The sequence below is a fragment of the Marihabitans asiaticum genome (assembly GCF_007828725.1).
Classification (GTDB): domain Bacteria; phylum Actinomycetota; class Actinomycetes; order Actinomycetales; family Dermatophilaceae; genus Marihabitans; species Marihabitans asiaticum.
Window position 1 is genome coordinate 276331 of record NZ_VIUW01000001.1, and the last position, 12633, is coordinate 288963.

Below are 12633 nucleotides of genomic sequence, written 5' to 3' on the forward strand. Positions count from 1 at the left end.
TCTTGTCAAGGCTCCACCCCAGGAAGGTCCACCAATGACGATGCATCAACCCCCTGAGGTTGGGCTCCACGACGCCCTCGATGCGCTGTTCCGTCCTCGTGCCGTCGCCGTCGTCGGGGCCTCCGGTCGCCCGGGCAACCCGTTCGCGCGCCCCCTGCAGTACCTGACCGCGTTCGGTTTCGAAGGGCAGGTCTTCCCGATCAATCCCGCCTACGACGAACTTGGCGGGCTGCCCTGCTACGCCTCTCTCGCCGACGTTCCCGCCACGATCGACCTGGCTTTGATGATGGTCCCTGCCAAGGGCGCGATCGATCTCATGCCGGAGGTCGCCGCAGCAGGGGCCCGAACGGCGGTCATCTTCGCCTCCGGGTTCGGTGAGGCCGGCCAGGGCGGCCAGAGTCTTCAACGCGACCTGCTGGCCGCTGCCCGCACGCACGGGATCCGGTTGATCGGGCCGAATTGCCAAGGGGTCCTGTCGACAACTACACACATGTACGGCACCTTCACGGCGGCCTTGGAGAACGGCCCGATCGCGACCGGCTCACTCGCCTACGTCGGGCAATCGGGAGCGGTGGGCGGCTCGATCCTGAGTTTGGCAGGCGAGCGTGGTATCGGCCTCTCGTCCTGGGTGAGCACCGGAAACCAGGACGACCTGGACACCGTGACGGTTGGCCGGTACCTGATCGAGCAGGACGATACGCGCGCCTTGGCGATGTATCTCGAGAGCGCGACTGACGAAGAGGCCTTCCTGGACTTGGCGAGCCGGGCAGCGGAGGTCGGCAAACCCCTGATCGTGCTGCGGTCGGCCGTCAGCGCAGCCGGCGCACGAGCAGCCGCCTCCCACACCGGCGCCATCGTCGGCAACTCGGCAGCATTCGACGCCACGGTCGCCGAGTTCGGGGTGATCGAAGCGCACGACATCGACGAGCTCATCGATCTCGCTCATGCCAACACTTCACTTCCGGCCCTGCACGGCAGCCGCGCCGGCATCGTCACAACCTCCGGGGGCGCCGGAAGCCTGGCGGCCGATCTGCTGGATGCTTCCGGGCTTCACGTGCCCGAGTTCTCCACGTCGGCGCAGGCCCACCTGTCCGACCTCGTGCCCGAGTTTGGTGCGGTGGAGAACCCCGTGGACGTCACGGCTCAGATCTTCCGTGACACCGATCCCAGCGACTTCATCGACGTTTGCCGCCGTGTCAAGCAGATGGACGAGATCGACGGTCTGTTGATCGCGTTGACTCTCGTCACTGGCGACTTCGCCACCCGCACGGCCGAGGCCCTGGCGAGTCTCGTACAGGACTCGGCCAAGCCCATCGTTGTGGCGTGGGCCGCATCCCATGAGCAAACGGCAGATGCACGAGCTCACCTGAAGTCGATGGGGTTGCCCGTGTATGACTCTGTCGGCCGCGCTGCGCGCGCCCTGGCATCGCTACGGCGCATCACGCAGCCAAGCGCCTCACCAGCGGCACCGGTCTGGGCCGCCGAAGTCGCACGCATCGTCGAGTCCATGGACGGGGCGGTCACCGAAGCAGGCGGCCGCGCCCTCTTGGCGGCTGCGAGCATCCCGGTCCCGCACGCCACCCTCGTGACCGACCGCCCTTCCGCGGAAGCAGCCACCACCCAGTTCAAGTCCCCCGTGGTCGTCAAGATCCAGTCCAAGCGGATCTTGCACAAGTCGGAGGTCGACGGCGTCCTGGTGGGAGTCCCACCCCACCAGATTCCCGACACCTTCACCGAGATGATGGAGCGCTTCGCCGACAGCGAACCGGATGGCGTACTCGTGCAAGAGCTGGTGCCTTCGGGCCCCGAACTGATCGTCGGAGTCACCACCTCCAACGGGGCGGTGCCGCTGGTGACCGTGGGCTTGGGTGGCACCGCCACCGAACTGTTCCGCGATACGGCGACAACCTTTGCGCCGGTAAGCGCCGAGCGCGCCCGAGCCCTCATCTTGCAGACCCGGTCATCCGCGCTTCTGACCGGCTTCCGCGGCCAACAGGAGTACGACATCGCCGCAGTGGCAGATGTCGTTGCGAGAGTGAGCCAGCTGGCCGCATCCGCCGGTCCTCGCGTTGGCGAACTGGAGATCAACCCACTGCGCATCTCGCACGACCCCACACGTCCGGTCGTGGCGCTGGACTTCTTGATGCGACTGATCACAAAGGAGAACGACTGATGCCCTCGGTGAACCTCGAAAGGGACGGCGCCGTCGGATGGGTGACGGTTTCCAATCCCACCATCAAGAACGCGTTGAACAACGACATGGGCCGGCAGTTCGCGACGGTGTGCGCCAAGATCGAACAAGATGAGCGCATCGGGTGCGTCGTTATCCGCGGCGAGGGTGGCACCTTTTGCTCCGGTGCCGACACCGATTCGTGGGCCGAGGCGTACAGCGACGGCGTGATGACCGACGAGGCGTACGAGGCCTCGGACTCGATGTACGGCACGTTCGTGCGGTTTGGTCAGCTTCCAGTCCCCACGATCGCGGCAGTGCGTGGCGCAGCCGTTGGAGCCGGCTTCAATCTGGCCCTGGCCGCTGACACACGCGTCGTCGCGCGCGACGCCCGGCTCATCGCTGGCTTCACCGCAGCAGGCATCCATCCCGGTGGCGGGTTCTTCACCCTCGCACGACGTCTGGCCGGCCGCGAGATGGCCGGCGCGCTCGGGCTCTTCGGACAGGAGATCTCGGGTGAACGCGCCTACGAGGTGGGATTCGCGGCAACGTGCGTCGAAGACGATCGCGTGGAGCAGACCGCCGCCGAGATGGCCATGAACGTTGCCGGTGACCCGCTGCTGGCCAGGCGAGTCAAGCGCTCGTTCCAGATCGAGACCGCCGGGCCCTTCCTGACCTGGGATGGCGCGCTGGAGGTCGAGCGCGGAGTTCAGATGTGGTCGCAGGAGCGACGACTGTCGAGGGCAGCCCAGTGATCACCTTTCCCAGCTCTGAGCTCACGGACGACGAGCTTGCACTGCGTGACCAGGTCCGCGCCTTCATGGCCGACTACCGCGCCCAGGGACATCGCCTCCAGCTCGGCATCAACGCCGAGCCCGACCCCGAGTTCAGCAAACTGATCTCACGGCGCGGGTGGGTCGGGATGTCCATACCTGTCGAGTACAGCGGCCACGGCCGCACCGCGGTGGACCGCTTCGTGGTCGTCGAGGAGATGCTGGCCGCGGGCGCTCCGATTAGCGCGCACTGGGTGGGAGATCGCCAGACCGCGCAAATGCTGCTGAGGTTCGGGACCGAGGCCCAAAAGCGCCGGTTCCTGCCGCGCATCGTCACCAGCGACGTCTTCTTCTGCCTCGGCATGAGCGAACCTGAAAGCGGTTCAGACCTGGCCTCCGTGAGGACACGGGCCACGCGCACCGATGGCGGATGGATTCTCAACGGCCAGAAGGTCTGGACCTCCGGTGCCCAGTACGCGGACTACGCCGTCACCCTCTGTCGCACCGAACCGTTGGGCCAAAGCAAGCACGTCGGTCTCAGCCAGCTGCTCGTCGATCTGAAGGCCGACGGGGTGACGGTCTCCCCGATCCGTCTGCTCAACGGGGCGCATCACTTCAATGAGGTCTTCTTCGACGACGTGTTCGTCCCGGACGAGCTACTGCTCGGCAAGCCGGGCGACGGATGGCATCAGGTCACATCCGAGCTTGCCCACGAACGCTCAGGGCCCGACCGATTCCTGTCCGTCATGCCGATCGTGCAGCTGCTGTACGAACGGCAACGGGCGCGCGACCTTGACCTCGAGATGAGCGAGATGCTCGGGCGTCTCTTCGCGATGTACATGACGTTCAGATCGATGTCGCTGTCGATCGCTCGGCGACTCGACGCTGGAGAGTTGCCCGCGGTCGAGGCCGCGCTGGTCAAGGACATGGGAACGGAGTTCGAGAACCAGGCGGTCGCGGTCCTGCGGAGGTTGGTGAACGCGGAGATCGATCCTCGGGGCGGGGAGTTCGAAGCTCTGCTCGCCGATGCCGTGATCACCGCTCCGACCTTCACCTTGCGCGGCGGAACGAACGAGGTGCTGCGAGGGGTCATCGCGAAGGATCTCATCCGCAACCGGAGGCGAGTCGCATGATCAACTTCAACGACGACCTGTTCGAGGTCGCCTCCAAGATGTTCGAGCGCAAGCAGGCGGCGGCGCGCTACCACGCCGTGGAACCGTGGGCTCAGGACCTGTGGGATCAGTTGCGAACCAGTGGGTTCACGACCCTTGGACGGGACGCCACCGTGGCCGACCACTGCGCACTGGCCAAGGCAGTGGGTGCCTATGCCGTGGCGTTGCCACTGGTCGATACCGGGCTGGCCAGGTGGGCCGCCGAGCACGCGGGCCTGAGTGTGGCCGACGAGGAGATCGTCGTCTGCGCCGGGCTCGCCCTCGGGGATGACCTTGTGGGAAGCGTCGATGCCTCCGGCGGCATGTCCATCACCGGCCATGCGCGCCGGGTTCCGTGGGCGAGTCGCGCCGACGTCCTGATCGCGCCGGTCAGGATCGGCGACCGGGTTCGCTGGGCCCGGCTGAGGCGGGCCGATGTCGACTTCAACGAGAGCGTCAACCTTGCGTCTGAGCCACGTGACGACCTGACGATCACCGCGGTGGTTCCCACCGAGGTGGCAGACGAAGCACCGCGGGTGAAGGACGTCCGAGCGCGAGGAGCATTGCTGCGCGCCGCATCCGGAGTCGGTGCCATGGAGTTCGCGTTGAACGCGTCGTTGACCTACGCCGAGCAGCGAACTCAGTTTGGTCGACCTCTTTCAGGGTTTCAGGCCGTCCAGCACCACTTGGTCATGATGGCCGAGGCCGTCGCGTCCGTCTCGTCCGCCGTCGACGCGGCGGTCTTCAGCCCCCCCGAGCAGCGCCTAATGAGGGTCGCCGCGGCCAAGGTCATCTTCGGTGAGCAATCGGCCGTCCTGACCCGGCTCGCCCACCAGGTGCATGGAGCGATCGGTGCCACCGAAGAACATCCCCTGCACACGCGAACCCGTCGGCTGTGGAGTTGGCAGGATGAGTTCGGCACAGCCACCCAGTGGGCAGTGGAGTTGGCGACACAACTCGTCTTCGCTACCTCCCCCGGAGCGTGGCCCGTGCTGACGCCACCGCTGACGGTCCTCGCCTCACGAGACGTCGGCGAGACCGTGCCATGGTGAACGATCTCCCCGATCCCGTCGGGGTTCAGGTGCGACGACACGGCCCTGTCACCTGGGTGTGTCTGGACCGCCCGGCCCAGCTCAACGCTCTGAGCACAGGAGTCCAACACGCCCTCGTCGAGCTGTTCACCGTGCTCGACCAAGACGACGACACGGCCGTGGTCGTCCTCGGCACGACAACAGAGCGAGCGTTCTCAGCCGGCGCCGACCTGAAGGAACCGTCTGAGGGTCGCTGGGTGGACCCGATGCGGATGGCTCACCGGAACGTCTACGAAACGGTGTTCGAGTGCCGCAAACCGACGATCGCGGCTCTCAAGGGCTGGGTGGTCGGCGGTGGGATGGAACTCGCCATGGCTTGCGACATGCGCATCGCCGCGGAGAACGCCCGCTTCCGGATGCCCGAGGGCCGCGTCGGTCTCGGCGCGAACTTCGGCAGCCAGATGCTGCCACGGATCATCCCCTGGGCCCATGCCTTCGACATCCTCTACCGCGGCGAAACCATGGACGCCGAGCGAGCGGAACGGATCGGTCTGGTCTCCCAGCTGTACGCCGACGACCAGATCGACGCGAAAGTCCAAGAGATAGCCGAAGTCATAGCTTCGCGGGCTCCCCTGAGCCTGCGCCGATTCAAGGCGATGATCCAGCAGGGCTCTGCCTTGCCCGTCGCCTCTGCCGTACGGCTCGATCTTGGTCCGAGCCCATACCTCAGTGATGACCGAACCGAAGGGTCGCTTGCCTTCCGAGAGGACCGCCCGCCCCTTTGGAGAGGTCGATGACCTCTCGTCTCAAGTGCAACAACCCAATGGAAAGGAATGGCGTGATGACGTCAATCAGCATAGGCCGCCGCTCGTTCGCGGCCAGAGTCACGGGAGTGGTGGTCGTCGGGGCACTAGCTCTCTCGGCGTGCGGTTCAGGCTCAGACGGCGCCAGCGACACTGGGCCGATCAAGGTGGGCGTCATCGCCGCCCTCACCGGCATCGCCGCCCCCTACGGCACCCAGAGCCTGAACTCCTTCGAGCTGGCCGTGGAGGACATCAACGAAGCCGGAGGCGTCAATGGGCGAGACCTGGAAGTCGTGGCGCTGGACAACCGCTCCAAGCCCGACGAAGTCCCCGCACTCATGAAGCGGCTCGCATCGGACGACATCGACCTCATCGTCGGCGCGTCCTCGACCCCGCTGACCATCACCGCCGCCCAAACAGCGGACCAGATCAAGGTTCCCCTGCTGGTACCCATGGAAGCCGCCGACGCGATCATCGGCGACGGCCGCAAGTACGTCTACAAGCTCGCCCCGTCCGTCTTGTCGGACCAGGGCTGGGCCGCACAGGGCATCCGATCCGCCATGAAGGCGTCCGAAGACGCCAACGACCCGATCAAGACCGCATCGATCATCTACGCCAGCGCCGGAGCCGGCCCCGAAGCGGCAGAGGCGTGGAAGCGCACGCTCACCAATGAGTACCCCGACGTCAAGCTCCTCGACGAGACCTCGTACGACGAAGCGGCAACCAGCAACTTCGGCCCGATCGTGTCAAAGGCGAAGTCGCAGAATCCTGACCTGCTCATCTACTTCGGCAACCCGCAGGGGGCCTTCCTATTCTACCCTGCGCTGAAGGAATCGAACTGGCACCCCAAGCTGACCTTGGGCATCTTGGGCGGCAACACGAACGCACAGTTCATCTCGACGGTCGGCAAGGCTTCCGACGGGGACATGGCAGGCAACTACTGGACCTCCCTGCTGAAGCCGGGTGACAACGCGAAGCAGACACCTGAGGGCTACGCGGCCGACTACGCCAAGGCGTACAACGGGCAGGTTCCCGACGGTGTGGGTGCCTACTACTACTCGGCCGCTGCTGTCATCGCCGAGGCCCTGTCGAACGCAGATGACATCAGCGATGCCGAAGGCATGTCCACCGCCATGCGCCGCGTCACGATCGACGGCATCAACGGCGACAAGCTCGGGCTCTACATCGTCAGTCATGGCGTGAAGTTCGACGACAAGGGCTTCAACGAGCGCGCCCTCGGTCTGGTCACCCAGATTCAAGACGGCAAGTATGTGCCCGTGTTCCCCGAAGACGTGGCCGGCGAGCCAGCCGTCTATCCCGTGAAGTAGGAAGCGTCGTGATGGACACAGCGCTGAGCGTTCAGGGCCTGCGCGTGTGGCGGGGCCGCTCGGAGATCGTCAGGTCGGTCGACTTGACGATCCCGAGCGGCCAGGTGGTCGCACTGCTCGGGGCCAACGGAGCCGGCAAGACCACCCTGATCGAAGGCATGCTTGGCCTCTTGCCCATGAAGGCCGACAAGCTCGATCTGTTTGGTCAGGACGTTCGCGGGTCCCAGCCCTGGGAGATGGTTCGCAACGGCCTCGTGGTCGTCCCCCAAGACCGCTACCTGTTCACCGACATGTCGGTGCAGGAGAACCTCGAACTGGCGTCGAAACGCTCGGGTCGCTCGCAAGAGCAAGTCTTCGAACTGGACGCGCTGTACGACCTCTTCCCGCGGCTGGCAGAACGCAAGGGCCAGTTCGCCGGCACTCTCAGCGGAGGCGAGAGGAGCATGCTGGCCATCGCCCGTGGGTTGGCTCTGCAGCCAAAAGTGCTCGTCCTGGATGAGCCGTCCCTTGGCCTCGCGCCCATCGTCGTCGATCTCATCATGTCGACGATCGAACGCATCGCACATTCGGGCCTGCCCATCCTGCTGGTCGAGCAGAACGTTCATCAAACCCTCGCGATGGCCTCGTGGGGGTACGTCATCGAGTCCGGTGCCGTCACCGCGTCGGACTCGAGCGAGGCGCTCCTGCGCTCGGACGCAATCCTCAGCGGCTACTTCGCCGTCGACGTCGAGAGTGTGGAAGGTGGTTCCTGAATGTTGATGCAGATTCTGGTGACCGGACTGCTGCAGGGCGTGATCTATGCCCTCATCGGCCTGGGCCTGTTCCTCGTCTTCAACGTGATGCGGGTGGTCAACTTCGCCCACGGCTACTTCGTGCTGATTGGCATGTACGGACTGCTGTGGATCGCCCCCACCAGCCTGCCGTCCTACCTGGTCGCTGCAATGGGTGTGGCGCTGTTCGCGGCCACCTTCGGCTACGTCATCGAACGCTGGCTCCTTGAGTTCACGCTGCACAAGCCCGGGCACGCACAGCTCGTGATCACCATCAGCCTCGGGATCGCGATGCAGTACTTCTTCCAGATCAAGTTTCCCGAGCCCTACCAGACCATCGCAAACCCATGGCCGTTCTCGTCGGTCGAGATCCTCGGCGTATCGGTGAACTCCGGACGACTCATGGCAGCCGTCATCAGCCTCGCTCTAACGGTCTTGATCTCCTGGGTGGTATACCGCACGAGTCTGGGCCAGAACCTGCGGGCATGCTCGCAGTCCCTGCCTGGAGCGGTCCACGTCGGCATCAACTTCCCCCGGGTCTACCGCGGGACCTTCGCCTTCGGCGCGGCGATCGCGGCGATCGCCGGCGCACTCCTCATCCCGTTCCAGCCAGTCTCACCGCATTTCGGGCTCGACCTGACGATCAAGGCCTTCATCATCGTCGTGATCGGGGGCGTCGCCTCAATCTGGGGAACAGTCCTCGCCGGACTCATCCTGGGCCTGGCCGAAGCAGCCGGCAGCACGTTCGTGTCCGGCTCCCTGACCTCCTCCGTCATCTACCTGCTGTTCCTCTTGGTGATCCTGGTCCGCCCGCAGGGACTGATCGTGAGAAAGGCGGACTTCGCATGACAACACTCAAGGCCCTCCGGAACACGACTCCACGCCAAACGATCAACACGTTGATCGTCGTCGCGAGCATGATCGGCGCCATCGTGTTCCCGTGGGTCGTCGATCCGGCACTCGTGGGCGTCGGCTTCATCGCCCTCATCTACGCGATGCGCAACTTCACCTGGAACATCGCGGGTGGCCTCGTTGGCCTGCTGTCATTGGCCCATGTCGCCGGGTTCGGTATCGGTGCGTTCACCGTCGCGATCCTGACCTGGGGTCACGGCGTCAACGTGTGGCTGGCGATTCTGGTCGGCATGCTCCTGTCGGGTCTGGTCGGCATCGTCGTCAGCTCCATCATGAGCCGGTTCGGCGTCAACGCGTTCTTCTTCGCTCTCGGCACCGCGGCCCTGTCGCTGGCCGTCTCCGGCATCGCCGCATCCTGGTCACTCACTGGCGAGGTCGACGGCCTTCAGAACCACACCTCAGGTGAGGGGCTCCTGCACTTGCAGTGGTTCCTCGACCCGAAGCCGCTGTACTACGTGGCCCTGATACTGCTCGTAGTGATCGTCTGCTTCACGATGTGGCTGACCAGCCGGACGCGGTTCGGGCGGTCTCTGCCGTTCATCAGGGAAGACCCCGACATGGCCGCCAGCATGGGCATCGACGTCGTGCGCAACCAGGCGCTGACGATGGGTTTGAGCATGGCCCTGACGGCCATCCCCGGCAGCTTGATCGCCCAGTACACAAGCTTCGTCAGCTACGAGTCCGTCCTGACACTGGAGATTGGCATCCTGATGATGGTTGGCGCCATCATCGGCGGATCTTCGACATTGGCCGGGCCGATCGTGGCGGGCATCGGCATCGCCGCGCTGGAAGAGGGACTGAGGGCGTTCGACGTCACCAGTTCGAGCGTCTCCAGCATCACGCAGATCATCTACGCCGCCATCGTGATCCTGATTCTGCGCCTCGGGGCTGACGGCATCGTCCCGATGTGGAACGCCCTCTTGGACCGGCTGTTCCCATCGCGCGAGCATCACGAGGTCGAACCAGAGCTCGAATCCAACGACAAGGAGCCAGCGCATGCTTGAGGTTGCTGAAGTTGCCAAGAGTTTCGGTGGCCTTAGGGTCCTGACGGACGTCTCGTTCACTGCGCCCGCCGGTGAGGTCACGGCTCTGATCGGGCCGAACGGGGCTGGCAAGTCGACCCTCGTCAATCTCATCTCGGGCTACTTGCAGCCCAACGCTGGACGGATCCAACTCGACGGTGAGGAGCTCACCAGTCGCCCCGCTGCCAAGGTGTTCAAGATGGGCGTATCCCGGACGTTCCAGGTGACGGGCAACACCGCCGAACTAAACGTGTTCGAGTGTGTCGCCATGGCTGCCTACCGACAATCGAAGGACTTCAGCACGGTCAATCGGATAGCGGAAGAGCAACTACGGGCCTTCGGTCTGTGGCGCTATCGGACCAGGCGACTGGGCGACATCCCGACCGCGATGGTCCGTGTGGTGGACTTTGCCCGCGGAATGGCTTCGAACCCGAAGCTACTGCTGCTGGACGAGGTCATGGCTGGGCTGACGCCCGCAGAGGTGGACGTCGTCATCGACCAGGTTCGAGCCTGCCGTGACACGGGGGTGGCGATCGTGATGATCGAGCACGTGCTCCAGGCGGTGACCGCTCTGGCCGATTCCGTTGTCGTGCTGAACAACGGTCAGATCATCGCTACAGGTTCGATGCAAGACGTTTCCCGCTCCGAGGAGGTACGCGCTGCATACCTCGGTCGCGCCGCCACCACTTGAGAAACGACCCGAGCGATCGGCAGCCGTAAGAGGACTCCATCTGATCTGCTGTCGAAACCCGCACCCACAGACGTGGCCCACGTGTCCCGTCTCAGGTTCACGCACCGGTGAGCCAGGGGAACCCGGCGGCGTCGAGCTGGGCCTTGTGTCCGGCGTGAATCTCGCCGGCCCGGGCGGCCTGACGGCGACGGTGGTACCGCTTGCCGAGCGGGTACCCGTCATCGGTGCTGTGAAGGGCTGAGACCCGGGAGCGGCCGGTGGTGCCACGTCAGGCCATCTCCGTGCGGGATCGACCTCAGAGAGCGAAGTTCGCCTCATGCCCACGACTGACCACCTGGCACCCATCTGGGTGAGGTCATTTCGTCAGCAGGGGCTCGACCCCGATTGCGCACAGTGGCTCGTTGAGCTCTGGCTCGAGGCCAAGCAGCCTCTCGCGGAGCAAGCTACTCAGGCGATGCAGATGCGCCTCTGCGGAGTCGCAGTGAAGGAGATTCAGTCTGCTTTCGGGCTCAAACACCATGCGACGGTCCAGCGATGGTCGGAGACGGCACTGACCCGGACTCTCGCTCCGCATCTGTCGAGGCTCGAGTCATGGATAGGTGAGATCGGGGTGGGCACGCCAGTGGAGGAGGTGGCCAAGGGATCCGGTGTCGAGCCGCGGCTCATCGAGACGGCGCTTCATGGCTGGCCACCGGTGACCAGAGTCTCGGCCGAGCAGCAAGGTCGAGCCGCGGCGCTGTGGCGCGATGGCAAGAGTCTTGACCAGGTTGGCGAGACCCTGGGATGGTCACCTGCCCGGATCCGCCAGCTCATCCCAGAGGAGGATCTGGTTCTGGAGCCGGCACATGTCACCCCGACGGACCTTGAGACACGGCTCGGGTGGAGCAGAGCGCAGGTTAAGGCCGCACGCAAGCAGGGCCTGAACCGCCCTGGGTTGCTTGGAGGCTCCCGACCTTGGAAACGAGGATGGAGGCATGGGAACGAAGAGCACGTCGGGGAGGCCGACTGCGCGGCGGTACTCGCCTGAGGAGAAGGCCCGAGCGGCGCGGATGGTGCGGCAACTGCGTAAGGAGCTTGGCACGACGCACGGGAGGGTGCAGCGGGTGGCTGACCAGATCGGGTGTGGTGTGGAGTCCCTGCGCGTGTGGGTCAAGCAGGCCGATGTCGATGAGGGCGTCGAGCCGGGCTTGAGCACTGCGGCGGCCGAGCGCGTCAAGGAGTTGGAGCAGGAGAACCGCGAGCTGCGCCGGGCAAACGATCTGCTGAAGCGGTCAGCGGCTTTCTTCGCGGCGGAGCTCGACCGCCCCTGGAAGTGACTGGGTATCGAGGGGGTCTCCAGGCGGCGCAAGAAAGTGGCCACCACCACGCAAGACCCCGACGCGGCCCGGGCACCGGACCTGGTCAACCGACACTTCGCCGCGGATCGTCCCGATGCTCTGTGGGTGACGGACCTGACCTACGTCCCGACCCGCTCGGGCATGGCCTACGTGTGTTTCATCGTCGACGCGTTCAGCCGCCGCATCGTCGGGTGGCGGGTCGCGGCGAGCATGAAGACCGAGATGGTCTTCGACGCCCTCGAGATGGCCAGAGCCTTCCGCGGAGGCCGTCGCCCCGTTGGGCTTGTGACCCACTCCGATGCCGGGTCGCAGGGTGAATTCACCTCGGTGCGATTCACCGAGCGACTCGAGGAGATCGGCGCGCTTCCCTCGATCGGAACCGTAGCTGACTCCTACGACAATGCCCTGGCAGAGACGACCAACGGGCTCTACAAGACCGAGTGCGTCTACGGCCCCGACACCACCGGCTGGGACGACGTCGACGAGCTCGAGCTCGCCACACTGTCCTGGGTCCACTGGTTCAACGAGACCCGACTCCACGGACACTGCACCAACGTCCCACCAGCAGAGTACGAAGCAGCGTTCCACGCTGCCCAAGAACCCGACCCCGCCAGGGCCGGAATCCAATAGATCGAGCCTCCATCG

At 65.1% G+C, this 12633-nt stretch carries 11 protein-coding genes and 1 pseudogene; all 12 read left to right on the forward strand.

The features are described 5' to 3' along the window. The first annotated feature begins 34 nt into the window (after positions 1-34). The 12 genes and pseudogenes from FB557_RS01265 (at position 35) to FB557_RS01320 (ending at position 12618) form a co-directional block, all read left to right on the forward strand. Positions 35-2173 (forward strand): acetate--CoA ligase family protein, encoded by a 2139-nt coding sequence (locus tag FB557_RS01265; RefSeq protein WP_170236141.1) that lies wholly within the window; start codon positions 35-37, stop codon positions 2171-2173. Then, complete coding sequence (locus FB557_RS01270) at positions 2173-2925, forward strand: enoyl-CoA hydratase/isomerase family protein (protein ID WP_144854918.1); 753 nt, start codon at positions 2173-2175, stop codon at positions 2923-2925. The genes FB557_RS01265 and FB557_RS01270 overlap by 1 nt, the downstream gene beginning before the upstream one ends. Next, positions 2922-4076, forward strand: a complete 1155-nt coding sequence (locus tag FB557_RS01275; protein ID WP_211356449.1) for an acyl-CoA dehydrogenase family protein — start codon at positions 2922-2924, stop codon at positions 4074-4076. The genes FB557_RS01270 and FB557_RS01275 overlap by 4 nt, the downstream gene beginning before the upstream one ends. Beyond that, the gene (locus FB557_RS01280; protein WP_144854920.1) at positions 4073-5146 is read left to right on the forward strand and encodes an acyl-CoA dehydrogenase family protein; all 1074 of its coding nucleotides are present in this window, start codon (positions 4073-4075) and stop codon (positions 5144-5146) included. The genes FB557_RS01275 and FB557_RS01280 overlap by 4 nt, the downstream gene beginning before the upstream one ends. Then, complete coding sequence (locus FB557_RS01285) at positions 5143-5922, forward strand: enoyl-CoA hydratase/isomerase family protein (RefSeq protein ID WP_211356450.1); 780 nt, start codon at positions 5143-5145, stop codon at positions 5920-5922. Before FB557_RS01280 ends, FB557_RS01285 begins: the two co-directional genes overlap by 4 nt. After that, positions 5919-7256 carry an ABC transporter substrate-binding protein gene (locus FB557_RS01290; RefSeq protein ID WP_144854924.1) on the forward strand — a complete coding sequence of 446 codons (1338 nt, stop codon included), beginning with the start codon at positions 5919-5921 and terminating at the stop codon, positions 7254-7256. Before FB557_RS01285 ends, FB557_RS01290 begins: the two co-directional genes overlap by 4 nt. 11 nt (positions 7257-7267) lie before the next feature. Next, on the forward strand, positions 7268-8008 hold the full coding sequence (locus FB557_RS01295; protein WP_144854926.1) for an ABC transporter ATP-binding protein: 741 nt from the start codon (positions 7268-7270) through the stop codon (positions 8006-8008). Next, positions 8009-8875: a branched-chain amino acid ABC transporter permease gene (locus FB557_RS01300; protein ID WP_144854928.1), complete on the forward strand. Its 867-nt coding sequence runs from the start codon at positions 8009-8011 to the stop codon at positions 8873-8875. It abuts the gene before it with no gap. Continuing rightward, complete coding sequence (locus FB557_RS01305; protein WP_144854930.1) at positions 8872-9942, forward strand: branched-chain amino acid ABC transporter permease; 1071 nt, start codon at positions 8872-8874, stop codon at positions 9940-9942. Before FB557_RS01300 ends, FB557_RS01305 begins: the two co-directional genes overlap by 4 nt. Beyond that, a complete protein-coding gene (locus FB557_RS01310) occupies positions 9935-10651 on the forward strand; it encodes an ABC transporter ATP-binding protein (protein WP_144854932.1) in 717 nt (238 codons plus the stop codon). The genes FB557_RS01305 and FB557_RS01310 overlap by 8 nt, the downstream gene beginning before the upstream one ends. Before the next feature lie 316 nt (positions 10652-10967). After that, positions 10968-11678, forward strand: a complete 711-nt coding sequence (locus FB557_RS01315; protein WP_144854934.1) for a hypothetical protein — start codon at positions 10968-10970, stop codon at positions 11676-11678. Next, positions 11626-12618 (forward strand): annotated as a pseudogene (locus FB557_RS01320) (IS3 family transposase). The gene FB557_RS01315 and the pseudogene FB557_RS01320 overlap by 53 nt, the downstream one beginning before the upstream one ends. The last annotated feature ends 15 nt before the right edge of the window (positions 12619-12633 follow it).

Coding starts and splice junctions, on each gene's coding strand:
- FB557_RS01305 (WP_144854930.1), top strand. CDS start 8,872: ATGACAACACTCAAGGCCCTCCGGAACACGACTCCACGCCAAACGATC.
- FB557_RS01270 (WP_144854918.1), top strand. CDS start 2,173: ATGCCCTCGGTGAACCTCGAAAGGGACGGCGCCGTCGGATGGGTGACG.
- FB557_RS01300 (WP_144854928.1), top strand. CDS start 8,009: ATGTTGATGCAGATTCTGGTGACCGGACTGCTGCAGGGCGTGATCTAT.
- FB557_RS01310 (WP_144854932.1), top strand. CDS start 9,935: ATGCTTGAGGTTGCTGAAGTTGCCAAGAGTTTCGGTGGCCTTAGGGTC.
- FB557_RS01295 (WP_144854926.1), top strand. CDS start 7,268: ATGGACACAGCGCTGAGCGTTCAGGGCCTGCGCGTGTGGCGGGGCCGC.
- FB557_RS01265 (WP_170236141.1), top strand. CDS start 35: ATGACGATGCATCAACCCCCTGAGGTTGGGCTCCACGACGCCCTCGAT.
- FB557_RS01315 (WP_144854934.1), top strand. CDS start 10,968: ATGCCCACGACTGACCACCTGGCACCCATCTGGGTGAGGTCATTTCGT.
- FB557_RS01280 (WP_144854920.1), top strand. CDS start 4,073: ATGATCAACTTCAACGACGACCTGTTCGAGGTCGCCTCCAAGATGTTC.
- FB557_RS01290 (WP_144854924.1), top strand. CDS start 5,919: ATGACCTCTCGTCTCAAGTGCAACAACCCAATGGAAAGGAATGGCGTG.